At 69.0% G+C, this 23,880-nt stretch carries 27 protein-coding genes; 15 read left to right on the top strand and 12 right to left on the bottom strand.

Annotated elements, in window-relative coordinates:
* The first annotated feature begins 50 nt into the window (after positions 1 to 50).
* Positions 51 to 791, top strand: a complete 741-nt coding sequence (locus tag ACZ60E_RS04170; RefSeq protein ID WP_469437852.1) for a vWA domain-containing protein — start codon at positions 51 to 53, stop codon at positions 789 to 791.
* A 61-nt stretch (positions 792 to 852) separates the two neighbouring features.
* Here the strand turns inward: ACZ60E_RS04170 and ACZ60E_RS04165 are convergent, their stop codons facing one another.
* Positions 853 to 1,797 carry a LysR family transcriptional regulator gene (locus ACZ60E_RS04165; protein WP_469437850.1) on the bottom strand — a complete coding sequence of 315 codons (945 nt, stop codon included), beginning with the start codon at positions 1,795 to 1,797 and terminating at the stop codon, positions 853 to 855.
* A 91-nt stretch (positions 1,798 to 1,888) separates the two neighbouring features.
* Here ACZ60E_RS04165 and ACZ60E_RS04160 point away from each other — a divergent pair, with 91 nt between their 5' ends.
* The 3 genes from ACZ60E_RS04160 (at position 1,889) to ACZ60E_RS04150 (ending at position 6,511) form a co-directional block, all read left to right on the top strand.
* Positions 1,889 to 3,232: an aspartate aminotransferase family protein gene (locus ACZ60E_RS04160; protein WP_469437848.1), complete on the top strand. Its 1,344-nt coding sequence runs from the start codon at positions 1,889 to 1,891 to the stop codon at positions 3,230 to 3,232.
* A gap of 259 nt (positions 3,233 to 3,491) precedes the next feature.
* A complete protein-coding gene (locus tag ACZ60E_RS04155) occupies positions 3,492 to 4,748 on the top strand; it encodes a cytochrome P450 family protein (protein WP_469437846.1) in 1,257 nt (418 codons plus the stop codon).
* 317 nt (positions 4,749 to 5,065) lie between these two features.
* Positions 5,066 to 6,511, top strand: coding sequence for an FG-GAP and VCBS repeat-containing protein (locus ACZ60E_RS04150; RefSeq protein WP_469437844.1), 1,446 nt, complete (start codon positions 5,066 to 5,068; stop codon positions 6,509 to 6,511).
* A gap of 371 nt (positions 6,512 to 6,882) precedes the next feature.
* On the opposite strand, the gene ACZ60E_RS04145 is transcribed toward ACZ60E_RS04150, so the two are convergent.
* From ACZ60E_RS04145 to ACZ60E_RS04120, 6 genes are all read right to left on the bottom strand, one after another.
* The gene (locus ACZ60E_RS04145; RefSeq protein ID WP_469437842.1) at positions 6,883 to 7,539 is read right to left on the bottom strand and encodes a S1 family peptidase; all 657 of its coding nucleotides are present in this window, start codon (positions 7,537 to 7,539) and stop codon (positions 6,883 to 6,885) included.
* A gap of 366 nt (positions 7,540 to 7,905) precedes the next feature.
* Positions 7,906 to 8,295: a hypothetical protein gene (locus ACZ60E_RS04140; protein ID WP_469437840.1), complete on the bottom strand. Its 390-nt coding sequence runs from the start codon at positions 8,293 to 8,295 to the stop codon at positions 7,906 to 7,908.
* Positions 8,296 to 8,454: 159 nt separating this feature from the next.
* Positions 8,455 to 9,303, bottom strand: a complete 849-nt coding sequence (locus ACZ60E_RS04135) for a hypothetical protein (protein ID WP_469437838.1) — start codon at positions 9,301 to 9,303, stop codon at positions 8,455 to 8,457.
* A 531-nt stretch (positions 9,304 to 9,834) separates the two neighbouring features.
* Positions 9,835 to 10,407, bottom strand: a complete 573-nt coding sequence (locus ACZ60E_RS04130; RefSeq protein ID WP_469437835.1) for a transcriptional regulator — start codon at positions 10,405 to 10,407, stop codon at positions 9,835 to 9,837.
* 98 nt (positions 10,408 to 10,505) lie between these two features.
* Positions 10,506 to 12,080 (bottom strand): helix-turn-helix domain-containing protein, encoded by a 1,575-nt coding sequence (locus tag ACZ60E_RS04125; RefSeq protein ID WP_469437832.1) that lies wholly within the window; start codon positions 12,078 to 12,080, stop codon positions 10,506 to 10,508.
* On the bottom strand, positions 12,080 to 12,382 hold the full coding sequence (locus ACZ60E_RS04120) for a helix-turn-helix domain-containing protein (RefSeq protein WP_469438340.1): 303 nt from the start codon (positions 12,380 to 12,382) through the stop codon (positions 12,080 to 12,082). Before ACZ60E_RS04120 ends, ACZ60E_RS04125 begins: the two co-directional genes overlap by 1 nt.
* A gap of 251 nt (positions 12,383 to 12,633) precedes the next feature.
* Between ACZ60E_RS04120 and ACZ60E_RS04115 the strand changes: the two genes are divergently transcribed.
* The gene (locus tag ACZ60E_RS04115) at positions 12,634 to 13,086 is read left to right on the top strand and encodes an NUDIX hydrolase (RefSeq protein ID WP_469437830.1); all 453 of its coding nucleotides are present in this window, start codon (positions 12,634 to 12,636) and stop codon (positions 13,084 to 13,086) included.
* A gap of 101 nt (positions 13,087 to 13,187) precedes the next feature.
* Positions 13,188 to 13,367: a DUF6480 family protein gene (locus ACZ60E_RS04110; protein ID WP_384797804.1), complete on the top strand. Its 180-nt coding sequence runs from the start codon at positions 13,188 to 13,190 to the stop codon at positions 13,365 to 13,367.
* A 43-nt stretch (positions 13,368 to 13,410) separates the two neighbouring features.
* Here the strand turns inward: ACZ60E_RS04110 and ACZ60E_RS04105 are convergent, their stop codons facing one another.
* Together ACZ60E_RS04105 and ACZ60E_RS04100 are read right to left on the bottom strand one after the other, a co-directional pair.
* Positions 13,411 to 14,226 carry a phosphotransferase gene (locus tag ACZ60E_RS04105; protein WP_469437828.1) on the bottom strand — a complete coding sequence of 272 codons (816 nt, stop codon included), beginning with the start codon at positions 14,224 to 14,226 and terminating at the stop codon, positions 13,411 to 13,413.
* Positions 14,227 to 14,365: 139 nt separating this feature from the next.
* Positions 14,366 to 14,989: an SMI1/KNR4 family protein gene (locus ACZ60E_RS04100; protein ID WP_469437826.1), complete on the bottom strand. Its 624-nt coding sequence runs from the start codon at positions 14,987 to 14,989 to the stop codon at positions 14,366 to 14,368.
* Between the two features lie 222 nt (positions 14,990 to 15,211).
* Between ACZ60E_RS04100 and ACZ60E_RS04095 the strand changes: the two genes are divergently transcribed.
* Together ACZ60E_RS04095 and ACZ60E_RS04090 are read left to right on the top strand one after the other, a co-directional pair.
* The gene (locus ACZ60E_RS04095) at positions 15,212 to 15,562 is read left to right on the top strand and encodes a helix-turn-helix domain-containing protein (protein WP_469438337.1); all 351 of its coding nucleotides are present in this window, start codon (positions 15,212 to 15,214) and stop codon (positions 15,560 to 15,562) included.
* 32 nt (positions 15,563 to 15,594) lie between these two features.
* Positions 15,595 to 15,981 (top strand): peptidase inhibitor family I36 protein, encoded by a 387-nt coding sequence (locus ACZ60E_RS04090; protein WP_469437824.1) that lies wholly within the window; start codon positions 15,595 to 15,597, stop codon positions 15,979 to 15,981.
* Positions 15,982 to 16,086: 105 nt separating this feature from the next.
* On the opposite strand, the gene ACZ60E_RS04085 is transcribed toward ACZ60E_RS04090, so the two are convergent.
* Entirely contained in the window at positions 16,087 to 16,632 is a 546-nt protein-coding gene (locus tag ACZ60E_RS04085; protein WP_469437822.1) for a 2'-5' RNA ligase family protein, read from the bottom strand.
* A gap of 189 nt (positions 16,633 to 16,821) precedes the next feature.
* Between ACZ60E_RS04085 and ACZ60E_RS04080 the strand changes: the two genes are divergently transcribed.
* The 7 genes from ACZ60E_RS04080 (at position 16,822) to ACZ60E_RS04050 (ending at position 21,735) form a co-directional block, all read left to right on the top strand.
* Positions 16,822 to 17,232 (top strand): DUF4190 domain-containing protein, encoded by a 411-nt coding sequence (locus ACZ60E_RS04080; protein ID WP_469437819.1) that lies wholly within the window; start codon positions 16,822 to 16,824, stop codon positions 17,230 to 17,232.
* Between the two features lie 212 nt (positions 17,233 to 17,444).
* Positions 17,445 to 17,645, top strand: coding sequence for a hypothetical protein (locus tag ACZ60E_RS04075; RefSeq protein WP_469437817.1), 201 nt, complete (start codon positions 17,445 to 17,447; stop codon positions 17,643 to 17,645).
* 133 nt (positions 17,646 to 17,778) lie between these two features.
* Positions 17,779 to 18,630, top strand: coding sequence for an STAS domain-containing protein (locus ACZ60E_RS04070; protein ID WP_384797794.1), 852 nt, complete (start codon positions 17,779 to 17,781; stop codon positions 18,628 to 18,630).
* Positions 18,627 to 19,043 (top strand): STAS domain-containing protein, encoded by a 417-nt coding sequence (locus tag ACZ60E_RS04065; protein ID WP_384797791.1) that lies wholly within the window; start codon positions 18,627 to 18,629, stop codon positions 19,041 to 19,043. Before ACZ60E_RS04070 ends, ACZ60E_RS04065 begins: the two co-directional genes overlap by 4 nt.
* Positions 19,040 to 19,453 carry an ATP-binding protein gene (locus ACZ60E_RS04060; RefSeq protein WP_469437813.1) on the top strand — a complete coding sequence of 138 codons (414 nt, stop codon included), beginning with the start codon at positions 19,040 to 19,042 and terminating at the stop codon, positions 19,451 to 19,453. Before ACZ60E_RS04065 ends, ACZ60E_RS04060 begins: the two co-directional genes overlap by 4 nt.
* A complete protein-coding gene (locus ACZ60E_RS04055) occupies positions 19,450 to 20,667 on the top strand; it encodes an ATP-binding protein (RefSeq protein ID WP_469438335.1) in 1,218 nt (405 codons plus the stop codon). The genes ACZ60E_RS04060 and ACZ60E_RS04055 overlap by 4 nt, the downstream gene beginning before the upstream one ends.
* 216 nt (positions 20,668 to 20,883) lie before the next feature.
* Positions 20,884 to 21,735 (top strand): SCO6745 family protein, encoded by an 852-nt coding sequence (locus ACZ60E_RS04050; RefSeq protein WP_469437811.1) that lies wholly within the window; start codon positions 20,884 to 20,886, stop codon positions 21,733 to 21,735.
* 188 nt (positions 21,736 to 21,923) lie between these two features.
* Here ACZ60E_RS04050 and ACZ60E_RS04045 read toward each other — a convergent pair whose 3' ends face one another.
* Positions 21,924 to 22,646, bottom strand: a complete 723-nt coding sequence (locus ACZ60E_RS04045) for an alpha/beta fold hydrolase (protein ID WP_385831350.1) — start codon at positions 22,644 to 22,646, stop codon at positions 21,924 to 21,926.
* A 153-nt stretch (positions 22,647 to 22,799) separates the two neighbouring features.
* Complete coding sequence (locus tag ACZ60E_RS04040) at positions 22,800 to 23,771, bottom strand: alpha/beta hydrolase (protein WP_469437807.1); 972 nt, start codon at positions 23,769 to 23,771, stop codon at positions 22,800 to 22,802.
* Positions 23,772 to 23,880 lie beyond the last annotated feature (109 nt).

The raw sequence follows: 23,880 nt of genomic DNA, 5'->3' as shown, positions 1-23,880 counted from the left end.
GCACCAGGGCACGCATTATGGCGATCGCACCCGCTACAGGAACGGCAACCATGACCGAAGTGCACAACGCCCCCGCGGCGGTCAGTCTGACCAAAGTGCAGGCCGAGGCCCCGGGCCTCGTCAGTCTCTACAAGGCCGCCGGCACCAGCCTGCGCACACACGGCCTTGAGGGGGTGCGCGCCGCGGTGTACCTGGTCCTGGACCGGTCAGGGTCCATGCGGTCCTACTACAAGGACGGCACCATGCAGCACTTCGGTGAACAGGTCCTGTCCCTGTCCGCCCACCTCGACGACGACGGCACCGTACCCGTGGTGTTCTTCTCCACCGAGGTCGACGGATCCACCGACCTCCGACTCGGCAACTACCCGGGCCGCATCGACAAGCTGCACGAGAACCTCGGCCACATGGGGCGCACGAACTACCACTGGGCCATCGACGAGGTCATCGACCACTACCTCGCATCCGGCAGCACCGACCCCGCCCTGGTCATCTTCCAGACGGACGGCGGGCCCACCAGCAAGGCCGCCGCCGAGCGCTACCTGTGCAAGGCCGCCCGCCTGCCGCTGTTCTGGCAGTTCGTCGGGTTCGGCGACCCCGACGACAACGAGTTCGCCTTCCTGCACCGCCTCGACTCCCTGGCCGTACCGGCCTGCCGCATCGTCGACAACGCGGGCTTCTTCCACGCCGGTCGCGACCCCCACAGTCTGGACGACTCGCTGCTGTACGACCGGCTTCTGCGGGAGTTCCCGCAGTGGCTGACAGCAGCACGCACCGCCCAAGTGATCGAGTAGACGCCGCAACTCGTCGTGGGAGGTGTCCGCGGGCAGTTGACCGACGGCTCGTGGTGAACCGTCACGGCGTGCCGCTCGGCGGTACCCCGGCGCCGCGCTCGGTGGGCGGAGTGAGCGGCGGAAGCGTCGGGTCGTGGCGCAGGGCGTCCAGGACGACGCGGACGGCGGCGCGGGTGGGGGTGCCGCGACGGACGGCGGCGGTGATGGTGCGGGTGACGGGGGTGGCGAGTTCGCGCGTGGTCACGTCGTAGCGGTTGTGGGCGACGGCGAGGGCCGGGAGGAGGGTGATCGAGAGTCCCGCCTCGACGTGCTGCAGCGCCATCATGTAGTTGCTGAAACGGCACACGACCCGCGGTTCGAAGCGGGCCTGGCGGCACAGCCGCCGGGCGAGGTTGGCCATGTAGGACTGGGGCATGTCGAAGGCCCAGGCCTCGTGCGCGAAGGCGGCCAGGTCCGCGGGGCCGCGTCCGGCGGGATGGTCGGGAGGCAGGACCAGCAGGACCGGGTCCTCGGCCAGCGGCACCAGGTCGAGGTCCGGGCCCAGGGGAAGTTCGTCGAAGTCGGTCGTGGTGATGATGATGTCCGCGTCGGCCATACGCAGGGCGGGCATGCTCGCGTGCGGTTCCAGTTCGAGGATCTCGACGTCCAGGTGAGGGTGGGCGGCCGCGAGCCGGGTCACCGCCGGGACGGCCAGCGTGTGGATGGCGCTCTGGAACGCACCCAGCCTCACCAGCCCCGACGGCTCCTCACCGAAGCCGCGCAACTCGCTCTCGACGCCGTCCATGTGATCGAGGATCGCGCGGGCCCGCTGGGCGAGGATCAGCCCGGCGGACGTCAGCCGTACCCGCCGCCCCGTGCGTTCCAGCAGTTTGGTGCCGGTCTCGGCCTCCAGGACGGCAAGTTGCTGGGAGACGCTCGACGGGCTGAGATGGCCGGCCTGCGCCACCGCGCGCACCGTACCGAGCGTGTCCAGCTGGCTGAGCAGCCTCAGCCTCCACGGGTTCATCACCCCGGCGATTCTTGTACGGTTCTGCCGCACAGGAAAGCCGACATCGTGTGATGGACGCGAACCTCGACCCGTCCCTACCGTCGACGTCATGGCAGACGACAGGGCAGGCGACATGACCGGCACGGACCGCGACGCACAGTTCTGGCACGACGCACGGCGCCATCTGCTGCGCTACGGCGTGGCCTTCACCCCCGAGATCATCGAGCGCGCGAGCGGCAGCTTCGTGTACACCGCCGACGGCCGCCGGATCCTCGACTTCACCTCCGGCCAGATGAGCGCGATCCTGGGGCACAGTCACCCACGCATCGTGGAGTGCGTCCAGCGGCAGATCGCCGGCCTCGACCACCTCTTCAGCGGCATGCTCAGCCGCCCGGTCGTGGACCTGGCCAGGCGGCTGGCCGGTACGCTGCCCGACCCGCTCGACAAGGTACTGCTGCTCACCACGGGCGCGGAGTCGAACGAAGCCGCGGTACGGATGGCGAAACTCGTCACCGGCCGCCACGAGATCGTGTCGTTCGCCCGGTCCTGGCACGGCATGACCCAGGCCGCCGCGTCGGCGACGTACAGCGCGGGCCGCAAGGGCTACGGACCGGGTGCGCCGGGCAACTTCGCCATCCCCGTCCCCCACTCCCACCACCCCGACATCACGCACCCCGACGGGACTCTCGACTGGCAGCGCCAACTGGACCTCGCCTTCGACCTCGTCGACGCCCAGTCCACCGGCAGCCTGGCCGCGTGCCTGGTCGAGCCGATCCTCAGCTCCGGCGGGGTGATCGAGCCGCCCGCAGGCTACTTCGCCGCCCTGCTCCGCAAGTGCCGGGAGCGCGGGATGCTCCTCATCCTCGACGAGGCGCAGACCGGCCTGTGCCGCACGGGCACCTGGTACGCCTTCGAACGCGACGGGATCGTCCCCGACATCCTCACCCTGTCCAAGACACTCGGCGCGGGACTTCCGCTCGCCGCTGTCGTCACCAGCGCGGAGATCGAGGAACGGGCCCACGAGCGCGGCTTCCTGTTCTTCACCACCCATGTCTCCGACCCGCTCGTCGCGGCGGTCGGCAACACAGTCCTCGATGTCCTCGAAACCGACCACCTCGACGAACAGGCCCGCAGCCGAGGCGAGTTCCTGCGCAAGGGACTCGACGAACTCGCCGCCCGCCACCCGGTGATCGGCGACGTACGCGGCAGGGGCCTGCTCCTCGGCGTCGAGTTCACCACGGGCGACACCGACACCTCGGCCGGGGACGCCCTGGGCGCCCGCGTCACCGCCCGCTGCCTCGAACTGGGCCTGCACATGAACATCGTGCAGCTCCCGGGCATGGGAGGCACGTTGCGCATCGCCCCACCCCTGACGGCTACGGAGGAGGAACTGACCTTGGGCCTGGAGATCCTGGACCAGTCCCTCACGGAGACGGCCCGTTTCATGGCTTGATGCCAGACTATCCGGTCAACTTACTTGAAGAATGAGACGACTTGAGTTCTTCGGGCAGGGCTTCGTCCGCTTCGTCCATATGCGCGGGTCCGGGTCGTTACGATGACGGTGGCGGGGTCGGATCCGGGGTTCGTGTCCGGCGACGATCCCGGCCCTGTCGGGCGGTCGGCCCGCACCCGGTACAGCTTCCTTTCGCGATACGGCCGCACACGGTAGGCGGACGCAAGGCAACGTATCCCACGTGCACTTGGAGCTGTCCATGCGGATCGACCGTTCGGAACTGTCGCTCGACCAGCCCGTGTCCTCGCTCGATCCGAACCGCGGAACCCACGAGGAGGCAGCCGAGTGGCTGCGGCACGGCCCCGTGGTGCCGGTGGCGTTGCCGGAGGACGTCCGCGCCTGGGCGGCCATGTCGGCCGAGGCGGCCCAGACGGTGCTGGACGCGCACCCCGACCTCTCCAGCGATCCGCGGCACTGGGGCGCTTACACGCGCGGGGAGATACCCGCCGGATGGCCGCTGCTCAACCTGATCGTCGGGGAGTCGATGCTCAATGCCGACGGGGTGGACCACCGCAGGCTTCGCCGACTGGTGAGTCACGCCTTCACTCCCCGGCGTATCGACGCGTTCGCACCCCGGATCCGTGAGATCACCCGGGAGTTGCTGGACGGTCTGGAATCCGTGAAGCCAGGGGCGGTGACAGACCTCAAGGAGGGTTTCGCCTATCCGCTCCCGCTGTTGATCATCTGCGAGCTGTTCGGCCTCACCGACCCCGATCAGCAGCGTCGATTACGTGGCCACTTCACGACCATGCTGAGTGTCGAGGTCAGCGGCGCCGAGCGGCAGGGGGCCGCCGTCGGGCAGCGCGAGGTGCTGGCACAGCTGGTCGCCGACCGGCGCGCGGCCCCGCTCGGCGATCTCACCAGCGCGCTGATCGAGGCGTTGGACGACGAGGACGACCGGCTGACGGAAAAGGAACTGATCGACACCCTGGAGATCATCCTGCTGGCAGGCCACGAGACCACGGTCAACTCGCTGACCAGCACCGTCCACGCCCTGCTCACCCATCCCGACCAGCTCACGGCTCTTCTCGACGGAGAGCTGGACTGGCCGGCCGCCGTGGAAGCGGGCCTGCACTGGAACTCACCGCTGCGCAACCTGTTCATGCGGTACGCACTGCGGGACACCGTCCTGCACGGAGTGACCGTGCGCCGCGGCGAGCCGATCGTCGTCGGCCTGGCCGCCGCCAACCGTGAACAGCGCGGAACGGTCCCGGCGCGCTTCGACATCCGCGACTCTCGCCTCTACGACCGCCAGCTCGCCTTCGGCGCGGGCCCGCACTTCTGCCTCGGCGCACCTCTGGCCCGCCTGGAGAGCGCGATCGGGCTCTCCCAGCTCTTCGCCCAATTCCCCGCCATGCGGCTGGCCGTGCCCGAGTCGGAGCTGGTGCCCGTGATCTCCACGGCGATCAACGGCCTCGCCGCGCTTCCGGTCGTCCTGCGGCCGGCGTCCGCCTGACGCTGCGGCGATCCGATCCCGCCGTGTGGCTGTGCCCCTTCGCTGAGGCGAGGGGCGCCGCTGCTCAGGCCGTCTGAGGTCCGCTGGGTCCCTGGCCCTGGCCCTGGGCAGGGCCACGTGGTCCGTGGACAGGGTGGACAGGGTGGACAGGAGGAACAAGTCAGTAGGGGTGGGTCAGGTCAGCAGGAGTGGGCCAGGATCGCGGTCAGCCGCGTTCACCGGACGGCCACCTTCGCACAACCCTTCGTACGCCTCACGAGTCACAGCCCCGGAAGCCAGTAACCCTTGTTTCCCTTTCTGACTAAGGGAGTTGCCCTGTGCGCGTACGTATCCTGGTCGCCACCGCCGCTGTTGTGGCACTGTCCGCCACCGGTCTCACTCTGCCGCTCACCGCAAGCGCCGCAGACGCGACAACCCCGCGGTTCGACTTCAACGGCGACGGATACGCGGACATCGCGGTCGGCATGCCCGACGCGACGGTGGACGGCAAGGCCAAGGCCGGCTACATCAGCGTGATCTACGGCGGCGCGGAGAGCCCGTACCAGTCCACCGGCGTCATCAGCCAGGCCGAGGCCGGCATCCCCGGCACGCCCGAGGCGGGCGACCGTTTCGGCTCCTCCCTGGCGCCCGTCGACGTGAACGGCGACGGTGTCTTCGAGCTCGTCGTCGGCGCGAGCGGGGAGTCACTCACCTCCGACCAGCTCAAGGACGAGGGCACCATCACCGTCCTGGAGAGCTTGCAGTGGCACCCCAAGGGCACCACCGTGGCCAGGGGCACGTCCGAGTACAGCAGCATCGGGCGCACCATCGCCACGGGTGACTACGACGGCGACGGCGACACGGACCTGGCGTTCGGCGAGAACGGGGAGGAGCACGGTGCGCTGCGGTTCCGCCCGGGCCCTCTCACCGCCGACCCGGTGACACCCACCACCCTGCGCCGCTACAGCATGGGCGGCGCCACCCGCGCCCTGGCCACCGGCGACTTCGACGGCGACGGCCGCGACGACCTCGCCGCGACCTGGCGGGGCACCGAGGACTCCAGCACCTTCATCACGCGCTGGGACGACCAGTCCGGGCCCGCCCAGTGGTACGCCGACGCCGACCGCGGCAGTGCGCTCGCCGCCGCCGACTTCGACCGGGACGGTACGGACGACCTCGCGGTCGGCCTCGTACAGCCCAACCCCGAGTCGGAGAGCACCCATTGCGAGAACCGGCTCGGCGGTGCGGTGCTCGTACTCAAGGGCTCGAAGGGCTCGAAGAGCGCTGACTTCGGCGCCGAGTACGAGTGCATCACCCAGTCGAGCCCGGAGGTCGGTGGTGCCGCCGAGGAGGGCGACGACTTCGGCGCCGCGCTGTCCGCGGGCGACCTCAACGGCGACAGCCGTCCGGAACTGGTGGTCGGCGTGCCCGGCGAGGACGTGGGCACCGTGAAGGACGCGGGCGGATACGTAACGATGAACGGCACGGAGCACGGCCTGTACGGAGGACTGGCCCGTAGCCAGAGCACCCCGAACATGCCCGGCACGGCCGAGGCCGGCGACCGCTTCGGCGCCCAACTGGCCGTCGGCGACTACAACCGCGACGGGCTGTGGGACACGGCGGTGAGCGCACCCGGGGAGAACGCCGGTGAACTCAGGTCGGGTGGCGTCTGGTTCGCGCCGAGCAGCACGCAGGAGACGTACCCGCTGGGCAAGGCGCTGACCCCGTACGGCTTCGCGCTGCCCTACGGAGCCATCAAGTACGGCGAAGTACTGGGGCTTTAGACCTCCGCAGGCATCCGCGTGCCCTCCGGGGCCTGCTCCTCGCCTCCCCGTCGTGCGCTCCGGGCAACCGGTGCGCCTTCGGAGATGCAGGAGCCCGATCGTCGCACTCCGACGGGATCCAGTAGCGGCCTGTCGGAGGGAACTGAGGCGGCCCCGCCCGGCGGGGAGGTGGAACGGGGCCGCCTGCGAGAGCGCCGTGAGCTCTCCGGCCGTGCGGCGCTCGATGCGACCGCCTGAGGTCCGGCGACGCCCTCTTACGGCGACTATCTCATCGACCCGCATGCCTATGGCATATTCCAGCCATATGTTGGAGCGTACAGCCCGGAGTACGGGCGGTTGTGTCACTTGCCTGCTTCGGTCACCCGGCCGCCTCAGTAGATGCTCAGGCCATACGTCGACAACCACTCGACCACGGGCTGGTAGTAAGTGACGCCGCCTACGCTGCAGTTCCCGCTGCTGCCTACGATGACGCCGAGCGCCGTGCCGCCCGAGAAGGCGGGGCCTCCGGTGTCTCCCGGCTCGGAGCAGATGCTGGACCTGAACAGCCCGGACACCACTCCCCCGCCGTAGTTGACGGTGATATTGACCGCTTGGATGCTGCCGCAGCGGTATCCGCCGACTCGCCCGACATGGCAGAGCGACTGCCCGATCGTGGGATTCGCCGCGCCCGTGATGTCGCGAGTACCGGCACCGGCGCCCAGCGACACCTCACCCGGGTAGGAAACGGCCGTGTTCGTGTACCGGACAGTCGCATAGTCGTTGCCCGGGAAACTCACTCCCACGGTGACACCGACACTGACCGTCAGAGCGGCATCGGCGTACCAGGTGGTGGCGCCCTGAGCACACCGACCCGAAACGAACGCGTACATCGTGGAACCGGAACGGGCGTTGAAGCCCACCGTGCAACGGCTGACCGTGCTGTAGAGCGTGTCACCGCCACGCACCACGACAGCCGCCTGCCCCTCCGCCCGCTCAACGGCATGAGCGGCTGATCCGACAGCAACGGACCAGCCGAAGGCCAGAGCCACTGCGACAACGGCACGAACGGTAACTCGCAGACGCCTCACAGAGCGCAAGGCAGAACGCTTGGCAGTACGCGTGGCAGAACGCATAGCAATCACGACGACCCCCCTACGGCATGTACGTGCCAGCATGTGGTCCCTCGGACCTCGACGACCAGGCCGAAAAACGCCAACAACACGACAGTGGGTTCACCGACGCTGCGGCTGCCACCGGCAGGCAGCCTTGAAGCCGGAGCGTCGTCGCCTTGCGGTCGCTGTTCCGGCATGCGAAGGAGAACGGCCAGACCTTCCGTGACCCCGCGGTCGGGTCCGAGTCCCCCGACAGACCGGCGGCGGGCTGCAGGCCCTGGTTGTCGTGGTGGCGGCGGACGGTCAGGCGTCAGGGTCGACTTCGGGGTGCGTGAACCGCACCGGCTTGCCCAACGACCGGGCGTAGGCGATTTCGGCCCGGGTGCTGTCTCCAACGTAGTCACCGACCACGAGCGCCTCATCAGCGAGCCGGATCTTCGCCCGGTGCAGATCGCCGAGCCGAACTTTCAGCGCCTCAGCCTCGACAAGATCGGAACTAAGTTCGTGCGGCGACTTCATATCACAGGCTGGCTTGACAACAATCCTCCCGGTTTTGGTCTCCCGCAGATCGGCCTCGTTCATCTCGGTCATGAAGCGGGTGGAGCCGCAGATCACGACGATACGCGGGAGGCTCAACAGCTTCTTCGCCTCGGCGAGCTTCTCCCCGGCAGTGAGCAGTTCCGGGTATGACACTTGTTCCTCCTGGCGATGCGGTCCAAGGGGTGCCTGCGGAGACGAGAACAGTCGAACTGGTCACCTTTGCCACGATGCAGGCCATACTCGGCTACACCTCCGAGGCCAAATACTTCCGCCATGTTTGTGCCCACCGGGCCCGCGAACCATCTTCTGGCCTCAGCCATGGTCTTCCCAGTCGGCAGCACAGAACCTGGCCTCGCTGACCACGACGTCACCGGCCCTGGTGGCCCGCACGTACATGTTGAGCCCATCCGGTCCGAGGTCGCCCGAGCATCCGATGACCAGGTCCAGCTCCTCGTTCTCCGCGCGCTGCTCCAAGGCCGCGTCGATGGTGGACACCGTCCTGCCAATGAGATCGACACCGTCGAAGGAGACTTGGGGACCGCTGCGCCCATGCACGGTCACCGCTCCCAAGGTGGGGGTGCCTTCCCGGAACCAGTAGTGGGCAGTGACCCCGGCCTCACCGAACCGGTCCTCGTCCAGACACCACTGTGCGGACTCGCGATACCAGTAGTAGGGAAACTGCCCCCGCCGGGCAGCCGGCGCTTCGCCGCCCAGCGCCGCAGCCACCTGTTGCGGAGTCATCCCGAAGCAGAGCGGACCGACGCTCTCCAGCGGCGTCCACTGCCAGTGCTGCCGGTCCTGGTCGGCGGTCACCGGCCATCCGTCAGGATTCGCCGACTGCTCGCTGATGTCCCACCAGTGGACGATCGCTTCCGTGCCGTACGGATCCTCGGCCAACTCGGGTGCAACCAGAAGCGCTTCGGAGATCACCCTGTCCGTACGCCGCACATACCCCTCAGCCGAAAGCTCCCATGCCACCGTGGCTCCCATAGACAGGCCCCATGCCGTCACTTCCGGGTCGCCGCTCGCGTTCACCCGGACCTCCACCCCATCCTGGCGTGCGAGAGCATCGATGTCCGCGCGCACCTCGGACGGCACCCGGGCAATCAGTTCGATGTCACCGAACCGCACCAACGGTCCGCTCATCGCATCGATCGCCACAGCGACCAGGAGCATTCCCGGCCCGTGGACCGCGGTCACACCCACGTCGCCGTACGTCTCCCAAGACGATCCACCCCGGGCAACCTGCGAGCGACTGTCCGTCACTCCTCCCAAGGCTGCCTTGACCTCATCCGGATACATGCCGAACCGCAACGGCCCCACCCCAACCAGAGGATCCAGCACCCACTGCGCCCGCGCTCCCGGCTTTCTCCTCCACCAGGCCACGACAACCCCCACCGTCAACTCGCACACGCCGACCCACTAGCCGGTGATCTTGTGCGTCACCCTAAACGGCCCTTCTGACATCGGGCCGCTGGCGGCGATCTCGCCGACGGCTCCGCGGAGGCGTGGGAGATCGCTGGCGAACACTTGTAGGGGCCCAGTGGCGGACCACAGGGCCCCTACACGCCTCTTTGAAGCTCTTGAGAGCTCTCCCGGACCGGCACGACATCGACTCGCGACTGCCTGGAGGTCACCCGACATCTGCCGCTCAAGAGTGCTGTCGTGGCCGCGACCGACCCGGTCCGCGGTTCAGGCGGCGAAACCGATGTTGGTGACGTACTCGTACAGGCCCCACTGGGAGCCTAGGTCGACGACCTGGTCGACCCATGCCTCGTCCAGTTGCTGGTCGTCGCCCGCCGTCCACGCGCTGACGATCCGGTCCCAGTTGCGCACGTTGAGATGCCGGAGCTCCACCGCGCGCTGACGCGGACGGTCGACCTGCGACTGGTTGAGCGGGTGGATTTCCACGCGGGTGCCGCGGCCGTCGCGGTTGAGGCGGGTTGTGAGGTAACGGGCGACGTTCTCGCGCCGCACCGTGCGGTAGGCCTGCTCGATGCGCTCCAGATTCTTGCGTGTCGGGCTGCGGGTACCGGCCTGCCAGGCGCGCAGGGTGCGGTCGGTGACCGTAAGACCCGCAGCGCGGGCCGCCTGGCGGGCGTGGGTCGTGCGGGTGAGGTAGTGCAGGCGGGCCTGCAGGCCGCGGCGGGCGGAGACGGGGGTGGCGATGTAGCCGGCCAGGTCGTCCAACTGGCGGGCGACGGCCTCGTGGCCCTTGAGGCCGCGAGCACCGTACTTACCGAATTCGATGTTCCGCTCAGGCATCGTCTCTTCCGGGGTCTCGGGGGTGGATCACTGTACGGGGCCCAGGGCCCCGTCTCCTGTTCCGGCGGGGGAACTGACACCGGGTCAGAGGTACGGCGTCAGGAAGCGTCCGGTGGGGGCTCGTTGGCGGTGCCGACGGTGTAGATGTCCTTGACCTTCACCTCGGCCACGCCGCGGCCCTCGGGGAAGACCGCTCGCCAGTCGCCTGCGACGTGGAGTTCGTCGGTGCCCATCGCGCGGACGACCATCAGGCCTTCGTCATACGCGCGGTGGGCCTTCCACCACAGGTTCGCGAACGCCTGGGCGCGGATGAGGTGCATCCAGTCGGTGCGGTACAACTCGCGGTTGTAGTTCGACTCCCCCAGCGTGGAGACGAACTTCGAGTACATCGCCTTCACGTACTCCAGTGTCACCTGGTCGTCATCGGCGATCGCCCGGTCCCTGGCGTCCTTCAATGCGATGCGGAACTTCTCCAGCAGGCCCTCGGTCGCCCCGGACGTCCACGACTCGTGGATCTCGGGCGGGTCGCACATCCCGTACTTCGGGCCCGTCAGGCGCAGCAGCAGGCGCAGCGTCGGCTCGGTCACCCACAGCGGGCCCGGCTCGTCCCGGTTGCCGATCGGGTGGGGCAGGACCGTCTCGTGGTCCCACGCGGGTGGGGTGATCAGGTGCAGTCCTGCGCGGCGGCGGTCGTGGTGATTTCCGGTGGAGTGTTCCAACTGGCCGAGCGGCAGGTGGGTTTTGAGCGCGGAGAGGTAGGCGCCGTTGATGTCCAGCGCCGTGATCTCGTGCACGCCCGCGGGCAACTCCGGGCGGCTCCATTTGGGGCGGGCCTCCCACACCTGGTCGGCGCCGCGCGCACTCTGCTTGCGCAGGATGTCCGGCAGCCACGGGTGCGCGACCACGTCGTAGCGCCCGCCTTTGCGGGTGTCATCCAGGAGCGCCATCGCATCCGGGATCGCCCGCTTCACCAACGCCGCCGTCGCCGCCTCGACGTCACCGGTGTGGTCCGCGAGCGCAGCCGCCACCGCGGCGCCGACCCGGTCCGGAGCGTCGGCAGCCTGCAGTCGACGGCCGACGGGGACCACCTTCACACCGCCCGTCGCCCGGCCCGGCTTTCCGGTGGGCGACGGCTGCCGCGGCGCCGTACGGGCCGCGGGCTTCTCCGGCGGTACGGGCTTTTCCTCCGGTGCAGGCTTTTCCGGCGGTACGGGGGTGGGCGCAGCCGGGGCGCACTCGGCGGGGTCCAGGTGCTGGGGGAACCCTTCGACCTGATGGCGGGCCGGCTGCCCGCAGAGCACACACGGCTGCGGGACGGCCAGTACGTCGCCGCCATCCTCATGCGGTTCCGCGGTCTGGTCGGCTTCCGCCGATTCGGATTCCGTCGGCTCGTCGTCGCCAGGCTCGGTGTCGGTGGCAGTGGTGGCGGTGGCCAGCTTGGTACGGGCGCCCTCAAGGAAGTACGCGTATTTCTCCCGCACCTCCCAGCTCGGGTCCCGTCCGGACTCCCAGCCGCCGACCGTGGACGGGCCGACTCCCAGAGCCTGCGCGAGCTGTGTGCGCGAGAGGTACAGGCCCTCGCGCAGCCGACGCCGTTCCTCGGCAGACGGCAGCGGAGTCCGCTCCGACGACGCGGTTGCGAGCAGGGCGTCGATCGCCTCGAAGTCCGCCATCAGATCGTCCCGTCCACGGCAGCAGAGCGAACAGCGGAAGCCGGGCGGCCGGGCAAGCGGCGACGCCCCGCGGGGAGGGCCTCGACAGCCCGGGTCGGGCCGGCCAGAAGGTCGTACGCCGTGATCCCGTAGTGCGCGGCCACCGCCTCGCAGTCGGCCAGACTCCACGCAGCGGTCCCCGACTGACGACGGCTCACCTGCGCCTGACTCACCCCCAGCGCAGCGGCGAGCTCGGTCTGCGACTCACCGGCCGCATGAAGAAGCGCGGCAACAGCCGATCGCATCCGCTCTTCAAGGCTCATACTCACGCCGACACACTACCACGTAATACCCACTAGATATTCGTAAACTGCATGAACCATGCATGGAGGTAGGCCGATCGGGTCCGGGCTCGAGACCAGAAAGCATGGCCCGCCCTCCCGGATTTCCCGTCTTGTACCTACAGGCATGCCGAAGCGGAGAGCAACAAGCAACGCGCCGTCTCGGGCATGGAGTCGGGGCTGTAGCGTTCCCAATGGTGACGTCCCGTTTGATTCCGACCGTCCGAGGCCCCGTGCGACAACTCATTGCCCGCCTCTGGCGGCTCCTGCGCCCCGTTCAGAACCGCATTGTGTGGACCCTGAACGCCAAATTCGTGGTTGGCGTGATCGGTGTCGTGCGCGATGACGAGGGGCGGGTTCTGCTGCTCCGCCACCGCATGTGGCCGCCGAACCGTCAGTGGGGGCTGCCGAGCGGTTTCGCGCACAAGGGTGAGGACTTCCGGCACACCGTGGTTCGCGAGGTCAAAGAGGAGACCGGTCTCGATGTGGAAGTGGGCCGCCTGGTCATGCTGAACAGCGGCTTCCGCACCCGCATGGAAGTGGCCTACGAGGCGCGTCTCCTCGGCGGTGAACTGGTCCTCGATCCCTTCGAGATCCTGGAAGCCCGCTGGTGCCGCCCCGATGATCTTCCCCAAGGCATCCAGCCCGTGTGTCTACCCCTGGTACGCGGCGACACCACACCCTGAGAGCATCGCCCGCTGCTTTGCGAGTGAGTTCTTGATCATCTGCTCCTGCATAGCGGTAATCTGCGGATGCGCGCACGTGCGACCTGCGTGAGCCTGAAGTCATGACAGATCCTCGCGTGCCACCACAGGAAACGCCCCCGGCCGAAGGCTCGATCGCCGAGGCACATGAGGAACGCGCGGACGGAGGAATGTGGGAACACCCCGGCGTCTGGGTCTGGCTGATCGCCCTCGGCGCCGTGATCTTCGCGGGCTTCTTCATCGCCCGCATCTTCGCTCTCTGAGCTTCTTCCGTAAGCCCCTAAACCTCCGGAATCGCTGAGGCCGTCAGGCCCGCAGGGCAGCCTTGAACACCTCGTGGTGGGTCGCCAGCCACTCCTGGAGGCGGTCCCAACGCCGCCAGCCACCGCGTTCGGAGAGCGCCTGGGTGAAGACCGGGTCGCCGTCGGCCACTCTGTCGGCGACGAAGGCCCGGCAGGTCGCGGTGGCCTGTTCGATCACGCCGGGCAGTTCAGCGCGCTCCTGCGCGGAGAGGCCGTAGCCGTCGGCGAGGATCCGCAGACGTGTCGGGGCGTCCAGCCCCGTGGGATAGAAAGCCGCCGCGGACGCGGGATCGAGCATGGGAACCCAGTAGCGCGCGGTCATGGCAACGTCCCACACGGCTCGACCCGGGGCTGCCATGTCGAAATCGATCAGGGCTGCGGCCCGGCCGTCGCGGAAGACGACGTTCTCCGGGCACACATCGTTGTGGCACAGCAGCGTTCCTCCGGCCGGGTCCGCCAGGGATCGGGGCCACTCGACACATGCGTCGACCGCGATGGCCGCGCTGGCGTCGTGCAGGCGCCGCAGCAGGTTTCCTACCGATCTCAGCGCGGTCTCGGTCATCACCCAGCTCGGAAACGGCGGCAGAGCGACATCGCCGGGGATGAAGGTCAGTCGCTCGCGGCCGTTCGCGGTGAGCTCGACCGGCTTCGGAGCCGCGTCGAAACCGTGCTCGTCGAGCGCAAGGAGGTGGGCGTGGAGGGCGTGCGCTGTGTGCGGTGCCGGGCGTTCCACCAGGGCACCGTGGCGGAAGACCGCGCCCACGTTCGCCATCCCGCCGACCAGGGCTTCGCCCTCTGCCGTCTCCCTCTCAGCCGCCATGCCGATCACGCTACCGGCAGGTCGGCCCTAACGACCTGACCCGCGACTAGCCTGACCGAAAGTTCTCATCGGTGATTGGGTCAAGGCCTTTGCGACCGCGCTGGCGGACCGACTTCGCCCGGTGTCAGCCCGGCCACGCTCACCCGCCGACCAGATCCATGGACCTGTGAGCGAGCCAGTCCATGAACGACACGGGCTGACCGCACAGGTTCAGAGGAAGGATCTGGTCGCAGGTGGCTCTGCCGTCGAACCAAAGTGAGCCCCGGTGCGGGCCGGTGACAACGAGCAGGGTCGAGAAGCCGCAGCCGTTGTCCTGGATGAACACAGCGCCGGACGTCTTGCGCTCCTGGAACACCCCGTACTCAGCGTCCCACTGTTCCCATGCCGCTCGGTACGCGTTGGGGTCCGGGAAGTCCTGCGTCAGCGGCTCGCGCGCGTCCAGCTCATCCTCGTAAGCACGGTAGGAGTCGGGATGCAGGAAGTCGGCAGTGAGCAAGTCGTAGTTGGTACTTGAGTCTCCGTGCCAGCCCCAGCCCGCCGCGGATCGGTATAGGCGGTTCACCGCGCCGCCGGCACTCTGCCGGAGCAAATACTCTCGGTACTGGTCCGGAAACTCGATGCCCAACTCTGCCTCCGCTTCGAGGATCTCCGCTTCGGACAACGGCGGCGGGGAGGCGACCGGGATTGCGGGTGGACTGATGGGCTCGTCAAAGCGCCGCCCCTGAGCGATGCGTTGCTCTTCCGCTATCCAATCGGTCGTCATGCAGGTGAGGGTAGCCGCGAGCGATCCGTCAGGACTCTGTCGTGACATGGCTGCGCCCCGCCAGGTTCTTGGGGTGTGGAGATCAAGCAGGCTCGTGCCGCCATGTCGCACCGTGCGTTCTGCGGTATTCCGGCTCGGCACTTGGGAGAGTTGATCGCCAAGCTCGCGACACGCTAAGACGCACGGTACGAATCAGTCCGGCACGGGCGGCGGCACGGAGCCCTGAAGGGGAAGGCCGGCGCCGGGCCGAAGTACGAACTGGTCTTCACCGACCGGGCCCTGGTGGCGCTCGTCCACCTGCGGACGGGACTGATCTACGAGGCACTCGGAGCGATCTACGAGGTGGGTTCTTCCACTATCGAGCGGGCGATCAGCGAGATCCGTCCGCTGCTGGCCGCGCGCGGTTTCGCGGTGCCGGACCGGCCCGGCCTTCGGCTACGGACGCTGCAGAACGTGTTCGCCTATGCCGCGGCCGAGAACGTCACGCTGTGCGTCGAGCACGCCCACGCCGAGCAACGGCAAGTTCAGCACGGCCCAATATCAATCGCGGGGCAGGCTGTACGAGTCATGTGAGGCATGTGGTCGCGGCTCTCGCCGTAGCATCCTTGGCACTCACCACCGGCACTCTCGCCGGCCCCGCCTGGTCCGCACCGGCGGGCACCAGCGACAACTCGCAAGCGAGCGTGGACGGTGTGGACGGCGTACCGGCGCGGGGTGACGGCGGCGACTGCGCCTACGGACGGCTCTGCCTCTACACCCAGCCGAACTTCCAGGGCACCCGCTTCGATCTCTACGTCTGCGGCGACTACCGGCTGGTCCAGTGGAACGGTGCGGGGTCGGCCTGGAACAACCAGACGGTGGGCACGGTCGCCGCGTTCAAGAACCGGCAGTTCACCGTCATCGGCAGCATCCCGGGCCGTGAGGCGAACGGGACGTACCACGGCTACAGCAGTTACAACTTCTCGCCGGTCTGGTACGCGTACAACTGCTGACTCCGATGTCAGGGGCGGCTGGCCTTCGTCCTGGTCACGTGCACCTTGGTCGGAGCACCTGATCAGGCGGAGGCCGCCCCGTTTCCCGTAACCCTGGAGCGTCGGTCAGGATCTGGGAACACTGCCCAGCGAGGTGGTGGAGCGGACAACAGAGTCGTACGTACGGGCGCCGACCCACTCGCCCGTCAGGACGTCGTCCGGTCCGCCGGGCGCCGCGGAGAACAGCGGAGTTTCGGGGTAAGCGGCGTCGCGGCCACGGGCGAGGGTGATGTGCGGCTTCCAGCGCTCGGGGTCATGGAGCGGATTCAGCCGTCCGCAGGCCGGGGTGTCGCGCAGGGTGCGCCAGACCGCCTCGTGCAGGTGCAGCAACGCTTCGTCGGGCCGGACGGCCCAGGCCAGGACAGGCGTCCGGCCGGCGAACCGCACCGTTCCGTCGAGGTGCAGGGGGACGGGCAGGACGGCGAGGATGTGCTTGAGCCGGACGCGCACCTCGGGATCGAGTGTGTCGGCCGTGGCGAGGGTGAGATGGGGGCGGTTGGTCGGGTGCCGGTGAGCGGCCTGACTGGGCAGACCGGCATCCGACAGGCGGCGCCACACATCGCGTACGGTCCGCTCGGTCGTCACGTCGGGCAGCAGCTCGACAGTCTCCACGCTGTCAGCGTACGTCGCCGCAGGTGGGGGCGCGTCCCGCGCCGGGCCGCGAACACCCTCCACACACGCCGTCGGGACAGCCGCCGTCGTGCGGCCCGTGTGACGGCATGTGATGCAGGCCACGGGGAAGACGCCTGAGCACACCTACGACATGTGCTGCTCACGGTCAACGGAAAGCGAGGCCCGAGGATGGCTCACTACGGTCAACCCGCCTACCCCTATCCCGGACATCACGAGAATCCCGAGGCGAGGACCAGCAACGGTCTGGCGATCGCGGCGTTGGTGCTCGGCATTACGGCCTGCGTGTTCTTCTGGACGGTCTTCGGGGGCGTTATCCTGGGCCTGGTGGGGCTGGTCCTCGGAATCATCGCCGCCCGGCGCGCCCGCGGCGGTCGCGCTCCGCACCGGGTCATGGCCATCCTGGGCGCGGTCCTGAGCGCCCTCGCGGTCATCGCGTCCTCCGTCATCGTCGCGATCGGCGTCTCCTTCCTCACCTCGGACTCGTTCAAGGACTACAACGACTGCGTTCAGCACGCGGACAACAAGTCCGAACGTGAGCAGTGTTCCGATGACTTCGAACGCGATGTCAACGGCAACTGACTGTCCTGGCACACCTCATCGGTCAGCGATCAGCGTTCAGCAATCAGCGGGGCGCCATCCGATGCCACCGACGGTGGTTGCCGTCGGTGGCATCACTCACGGATGACAGCTGGATCCGCACCCGGAGCCGACCTTCACCCACTCGCCGGGCGAGGTCGAGGAATTCATGCGCGCCCACGTCGAGCACGGTGACCCGGTCGGCGGCGCGACCCGTGCCGACCGCCACGGGCTCTCGCCTCGCGCGCGAACGGTTCGGCATCGCCAAGTCCCTGCTCGGCCACGGGCACACCGCTACGCACGCGGCGTCGTCAGGCCGCGTCCCGGGCTACGACAGTCTTCGCCGGGGCTTCGCGCGGGAGATGTCCATCAGCCCTGCCGCCCACAGCGGCGGTTCACCACCGCACGCCGCCTGAGTCGCTGAGTGCTGCCTCTCAGCCACGAGGGACCAACAGCCCGGATATTGCGGCAAAGTGGCGTCATTGGGACTCCCCTGGATGGCCTATGGTTCCCGGAGGGCCGTCTGGTCTGCTGACGAAGGATGTGCTCGTGGCTGGTGGGGGCGTTTCGGACCGTTTGGTCGAGTTGCTGTCCGTGCAGGGGGAGGACCTCGGCGCGAGCTGGGCGGACAAGGTGACCGGCCGGCTGGGTGGGCGTGTGAGCCGCGCGGAGGTTCACCATGAGCTCCAGGAGATCTATACGGCGCTGGTGGCCGCGCTCGGGAGCGGGAGCCTGGACGGGCACGGCGACGCGTACGGCGAAGTCCGTGCTCTGCTCACCGAGCTGTCGCGCAACCGGGCCCGGCAGGGTTTCACGCCGACCGAGACCGCGGTGAGTGTGTTCGCCCTCAAGGAGGTCTTGGAGCCGGCCTTGTCGGGCAAGGGCACTGACCTGCAGGCGTATCTGAAGTTCGCCGGGCTGCTGGACACGCTCGGCCTGTTCACCATCGAGGTCTACGCGGCCACGCGTGAGGAGCTGGTGGCGGCGCAGGCCGAGCAGCTTCTGGAGCTGTCGACGCCGGTGGTGAAGCTGTGGGACGGGGTGATCGGTGTCCCGCTGGTCGGGACCCTGGACTCGGCGCGCACGATGGTCGTGATGGAGAAGATGCTCCAGGCACTGATCGACACGGGTTCCGAGCACGCCATCATCGACATCACGGGTGTCCCGGCGGTGGACACCGAGGTCGCCCAGCACCTGCTGAAGACCGTGGTGGCGGCCCGGCTGATGGGCGCCGAATGCACGATCTCCGGAATCCGCCCGCAGATCGCGCAGACCGTCGTCGCCCTGGGAATCGACTTCGGTGACATCGTCACCAAGGCCACGCTGGCCGACGCGCTGCGGCACGCGCTGCGCCGCTCGGGCGTCACCCTCTCGACCACGCCGCAGGCGCGTGCCCGGTGAGTGAGCGCGTCCCGGTCCTGCAGATCGGCCAGGTACTGCTGGTCTCCATCCAGATCGATCTGGACGATCAGTCGGTGCTGGCGCTCCAGGACGACCTGGCGGCCAAGGTCGTCGAATCCGGTGCGCACGGGGTGGTCATCGACATCACCGCCCTGGACATCGTGGATTCCTTCGTCGGCCGGATGCTGGCCACGGTCGCCTCGCTCTCGCGTCTGCTGGACGCGCAGACCGTCGTGGTGGGCATGCGCCCCGCGGTGGCCATCACCCTGGTCGAGCTGGGGCTTTCGCTGGGCGGCGTGCGGACCGCGCTGACCCTGGAAAAGGGCCTGCAGGTGCTGGAGCGGGCGCATGTCTCGTCGCTGGGAGCCGCCGGCCCCGTAGGTGTGGTGCCGGACACTGCGGCAGGACGGTGAACGGCACTGCCGACGCTCCTCAGCTGTTGGAGATCACGGCCAGTGCGGGCGTCGTACAGGCGCGTCAGCTGGCGCGCGCCCTGGCCCAGGAGTGTCACTTCTCCCTGGTGGAGCAGACGAAGCTGATCACCGCCGCCAGCGAGCTGGCCCGCAACACGCTGATACACGGCGGTGGTGGCAGCATGGCGGCCCAGCTGGTGGACGAACGCGGCCGGCGCGGAGTACGCCTCGTTTTCAGCGACAGCGGTCCGGGCATTGTTGATGTGGAACTGGCCCTGACCGACGGCTGGACCTCCGGCGGCGGTATGGGCCTGGGGCTGTCCGGCTCCAGGCGGCTGGTCGATGATTTCGTTCTGGACACCACCGCGGGGCAGGGAACCACAGTGACCATCACCAAGTGGGTGCGATGACCGGCCCGGGCGTCATACAACTGGTGGACTGCGAGGACGTGGCCTGGTTCCGTGACGGGTCCGAAGGCGCCCGTGGTGCCGCCGCCGCTCTGGGGCGGCGCATCGGTCTGGGTGAGCAGCGCACGGCCGAGCTGGTACTGGCCGTGACGGAACTGGTCACCAACCTCACCAAGCACGCCGTCGACGGCTCCCTGCTGCTGCGCGTCCTGCGCGGCGACAGCACGGCCGGGGTGGAAGTGGTGACCGTGGACGCGGGCCCCGGGATGGCGGACGTACCGGCAGCCCTGCGCGACGGCATGTCGACGCTCGGCACCCTGGGCATCGGCCTGGGGGCCATCCATCGGCTGGCCGATTCCCTGCACATCCACTCCCGACCCGGTCTGGGTACGGTGCAGCTCGCCCGGTTCTGGCCCCGTCCTGTGCCTCCCCGCGTGGCCGGAGAACCCTCCGTGGGAGGCGTCACCCGGCCGATCAGCGGCGAGGAGGCCTGCGGCGATGCCTGGGCCGCGCGGACAGACGCCGGCGTAGCAGTGCCACCGGTCCCGACCGAGAAGGTCAGCGACCCGTATCCGTCGACCTCTGCCGTGCCCAACTGGGCTGATCTGACCGGGTTTCGGCCGCCTGCGGCACGGACGCAGACGGCCTTGCGGCAGAAGTCTTCCCTGCCTGCGGAAGCAACGGGGCGTTCCGCGCCCGTGCGTGCCTCTGTCGCCGCTGGCGTGCTGGTGATGTCCTGTGACGGGCTGGGCCATGGTCCGATGGCCGCCGCGGCAGCGCAAGCCGCTGTCCGCGCCTTCAGAGCGGAGACGGCGGCCCGCACCCCGGAACAGGTGATGGAGCAGGTGCACCGGGCGCTGCGCGGCACCCGCGGCGCGGCGGTGGCCATCGCCCGCCTGGAGCCCGACGGCCGCCTGTTGTTCTGCGGTGTCGGGAACATCACCGCCGCGCTGGTCACCCGCACCTCCCGCACCACGTTGCTGTCCCAGCCGGGCATAACGGGCATTCAGATGCGCCAACTGCGTACCTACGAGCACCACTTGCCCGCCGACGCCGCCCTGGTGATGCACTCCGACGGCCTCAGCGACCGCTGGAGCCACACGGATCTGGCAGGACTGCTGCACCACCCGCCCGCCGTGATCGCCACCGCACTGATGCGCCAGTCCGGAACCCGTCGCGACGACGCCAGTGCGGTGATCGCCAAGACGCCCCGGTGAAGGCGCAGGGGGCGTCTGGGAGCGGGTGTTCACCGTCCTGATGGCTCAGGCGGACGCCGATGAGGACCCCGGTCGGACGATTTCGGCGGACTCCACGTCTGCTCTGCTCTCCTTCGGTCACCGATGAGTTTCGGTGAGCCCGGCGGTCCAAGTCGGTACACCTGACAAAGGGCCTGACAAGGGGCCTGCCGAAGGGCCTGACAAAGGGAGAACCCGATGGGCACGACGCGCTCGTATCCGAGGACTCACATCGCCCGCCGCATGTTCGAGCTCTTGGAGCCGATCTGCCTGGTCACCTTCTTCGCTGACGAGTGCAACGAGGAACTGGCCGCGCTCGGCCACCGCACCTACTGGGACGGCTACTTCGCCAGCCGTGCCGCACCACTGGGACGGGTACCGGCCCACGTCGTGCACGCGGCCTTCTACAACTTCGCCGACGGGGAGGCCGCACGGCACATCCCCAGTGCCTGGGAGACGATCCCGCCCGCGGCCTCCGTCGCCGCACGGTTGCGGGGCAGCGCGGCCTCCCTGCGGCGCATCCTCGGCGACGAGCTGGCCGGCTCCCCGGGCCTGGCGCGCGCCGCGGAACTGACCACCAAGGCCGCGACGAGCGCCCCCACCGAAGGCCGGGTGATGTACGCCGGCATGCGCACCCTTGAGGTGCCCGGCGAGCCCGTCGCCCGGCTGTGGCACTCCGCGACCATGTTGCGCGAGCACCGCGGCGACGGGCACATCGCCGCTCTCGTCGGCGCGCGCATCGGCGGCACGGAGGCCCATGTGCTCTCCGCCCTGGAACAGGGCATCCACCCCCCGGAGTCGTTCGGACGCATCCATCACCTGCCGAAAGAGCGCCTGTCCGCGGTCATGGACGGCATGCGCGCACGTGGACTCGTCGACGCCGACGGCCACTTCACCGACGCCGGCCGCGCGACCAAACAACGCATCGAGACCCTCACCGACGACCTCGCCGCCCCGCCCTACGACGCCCTGTCCCCCGCCGAACTCGACGAACTGATCACCGAGCTCGAACCCATCACCGCGGCCTTGGTGGCCACAGGCTCACAGTGACCACCCTGCGGCCGAGGCCCGCAAAAAGGGGCCCCGGCCGTCGAACCCGACTTCACCAAGGTCCCCGTCTTCACCAAGGTCAGGGCCCGCCCGTGTGTCTCCCGACGTGGCCGGCCACGTACCGGACCGGACGTGGTCCCGACGGGCCCGGCGAACCCGGCGAACCCGCCGGACAGGAAGCAGCCAGGTCAGGCGGATACGCTCCGGACTGCTTCGCGGATGAGGTCCGCGACCTTCTTGGGGTGCGCGAGCATGACCAGGTGGGACGAGTCGACCTCGGTCGTGGTCATACCGGCGCGCTCGTAGCCGAAGCGCTCGACGTCGGGGTTGATGGTGTGGTCCGAGGAGGACACCAGGCCCCAGGACGGCTTGGTCTTCCAGGCCGCGGCCGGGGCCGCCTCGCCGAAGGCCGCGCCGGCCAGCGGACGCTGGGAGACGGCGAGCACCTTGGCCAGCTCCGGGTCCACGTCGGCGGCGAAGATGGCGGGGAACTTGTCGATCTCGACGGTGACATCCGTGCCGGGCTCGTCCGATCCCTCGACCGGGAACGGCGTGTACACCAGGGCCGAGGCGAGGTCGGAGTCGGGGAAGCGACCCTGCAGTTCGCCGAGGCTCTCGCCCTCCTCAAGGGCGTAACCGGCCAGGAAGACCAGGCCCTTCACGTTGTCCTCGACGCCCGCGACGGTGATGACGGCACCGCCGTAGGAGTGCCCCACCAGGACGACGGGGCCGGGTACGGCGCGTACGACCGAGGCGATGTAGGCGGCGTCGCCGGTCAGGCTGCGGTTGGGTACGGCCGGGACGAGCACCTTCAGGCCGTCGGCCAGCAGCTCGGGGACGACCCGGGCGAAGCTGGACGCGTCGGCGAAGGCGCCGTGCACCAGGACGACGGTGGGTGTGGAGTCGGTCATGGGAGTTCCTTGTCGTCGGTTGTGTGCGGTCCGAGATGTCGCAGGCGCGGGCGGCCGTCGCGCGCGGATGGATGTTGGTCCGTTGTGGACGTTCATCCCCGGTGGACGTTCGTCCGTGGTGGGCGTTCGTCCGTGGTGACGGCCTCGCCCGGCTCAGCCCGCGTACAGGGCCTCGTGCAGCGTGCGTACGGCCAGGGAGATGGCCGTGTCGGCGGCGTGGGTCTCGCGCAGGGCGTTGAGCATCACGAAGTCGTGGATGACGCCCTGGAAGCGGACGGCGGTGACGGGCACTCCGGCCTCGCGCAGCTTGTTGGCGTAGGCCTCGCCCTCGTCGCGCAGGACGTCGGCCTCACCCGTGATGACCAGGGCCGTGGGCAGACCCGTGAGCTGCTCGGTGGTGGCGCGCAGCGGGGAGGCGGTGATCTGGGCGCGCTCGGCCTCGTCGGTCGTGTACTGGTCCCAGAACCACTGCATGCCGTCGCGGCGCAGGAAGTAGCCCGTGGCGAACTGGTGGTAGGAGTTGGTGTCGAAGTTCGCGTCGGTCACCGGGTAGAACAGCACCTGCTGGAGCAGCGGGACTCCGCCGCGCTCCTTCGCCATCAGGGTGAGGGCGGCGGCCATGTTGCCGCCGACCGAGTCACCGGCCACCGCGATGCGGGTGGGGTCCAGGTCCTTGGTCGCGCCCTGCTCCACGACCCAGCGCGCCACGGTCCAGTTCTGCTCGATGGCGACCGGGTAGCGGGCCTCGGGCGAGAGGTCGTACTCGGGGAAGACGACCGCGGCGTTGGCGCCGACGGCCAGTTCGCGCACCAGGCGGTCATGGGTGTGGGCGTTGCCGAAGACCCAGCCGGCACCGTGGATGTAGACGATGACCGGCAGGGTGCCCGTGGCGCCGGCGGGCTTCACGATGCGGGCCCGGACGGTGCCCGTGGGGCCGCCGGACACCGTGATCCACTCTTCGTCGATCGCCGGCTTGGCGATCTCGCCGGACTGCACCTCGTCGACGGCCTTGCGGCCGTCCGCGGGGGCGAGGTCGAAGAGGTAGGGCGGGTTGGCGGTCGCCTCGGCGAAGGCCGCGGCGGCGGGTTCGAGCACGGGCTCGACGGGTGTGAAGGCTTCGGACATGTGCGTCTCCTGGGACTGCGTGGGCCCCCGGTCGGTCCGGCGCCCTTGAGGCCACCGTAGAAATGCTGTGCGCCCGGCAGTTGTCCCCGAGCGCACTCCTGTCGCCCCC

It is taken from the genome of Streptomyces sp. NPDC102514, assembly GCF_055584525.1.
This window is presented reverse-complemented; position numbering and strand designations above follow the sequence as displayed.

What these genes read in the sequence shown, in the direction of transcription:
- ACZ60E_RS04170 (WP_469437852.1), top strand. Translation starts at nt 51, where the DNA reads ATGACCGAAGTGCACAACGCCCCCGCGGCGGTCAGTCTGACCAAAGTG.
- ACZ60E_RS04165 (WP_469437850.1), bottom strand. Translation starts at nt 1,797, where the DNA reads ATGAACCCGTGGAGGCTGAGGCTGCTCAGCCAGCTGGACACGCTCGGT.
- ACZ60E_RS04160 (WP_469437848.1), top strand. Translation starts at nt 1,889, where the DNA reads ATGGCAGACGACAGGGCAGGCGACATGACCGGCACGGACCGCGACGCA.
- ACZ60E_RS04155 (WP_469437846.1), top strand. Translation starts at nt 3,492, where the DNA reads ATGCGGATCGACCGTTCGGAACTGTCGCTCGACCAGCCCGTGTCCTCG.
- ACZ60E_RS04130 (WP_469437835.1), bottom strand. Translation starts at nt 10,407, where the DNA reads ATGCCTGAGCGGAACATCGAATTCGGTAAGTACGGTGCTCGCGGCCTC.
- ACZ60E_RS04125 (WP_469437832.1), bottom strand. Translation starts at nt 12,080, where the DNA reads ATGGCGGACTTCGAGGCGATCGACGCCCTGCTCGCAACCGCGTCGTCG.
- ACZ60E_RS04120 (WP_469438340.1), bottom strand. Translation starts at nt 12,382, where the DNA reads ATGAGCCTTGAAGAGCGGATGCGATCGGCTGTTGCCGCGCTTCTTCAT.
- ACZ60E_RS04110 (WP_384797804.1), top strand. Translation starts at nt 13,188, where the DNA reads ATGACAGATCCTCGCGTGCCACCACAGGAAACGCCCCCGGCCGAAGGC.
- ACZ60E_RS04105 (WP_469437828.1), bottom strand. Translation starts at nt 14,226, where the DNA reads ATGGCGGCTGAGAGGGAGACGGCAGAGGGCGAAGCCCTGGTCGGCGGG.
- ACZ60E_RS04100 (WP_469437826.1), bottom strand. Translation starts at nt 14,989, where the DNA reads ATGACGACCGATTGGATAGCGGAAGAGCAACGCATCGCTCAGGGGCGG.
- ACZ60E_RS04080 (WP_469437819.1), top strand. Translation starts at nt 16,822, where the DNA reads ATGGCTCACTACGGTCAACCCGCCTACCCCTATCCCGGACATCACGAG.
- ACZ60E_RS04055 (WP_469438335.1), top strand. Translation starts at nt 19,450, where the DNA reads ATGACCGGCCCGGGCGTCATACAACTGGTGGACTGCGAGGACGTGGCC.
- ACZ60E_RS04050 (WP_469437811.1), top strand. Translation starts at nt 20,884, where the DNA reads ATGGGCACGACGCGCTCGTATCCGAGGACTCACATCGCCCGCCGCATG.
- ACZ60E_RS04045 (WP_385831350.1), bottom strand. Translation starts at nt 22,646, where the DNA reads ATGACCGACTCCACACCCACCGTCGTCCTGGTGCACGGCGCCTTCGCC.
- ACZ60E_RS04040 (WP_469437807.1), bottom strand. Translation starts at nt 23,771, where the DNA reads ATGTCCGAAGCCTTCACACCCGTCGAGCCCGTGCTCGAACCCGCCGCC.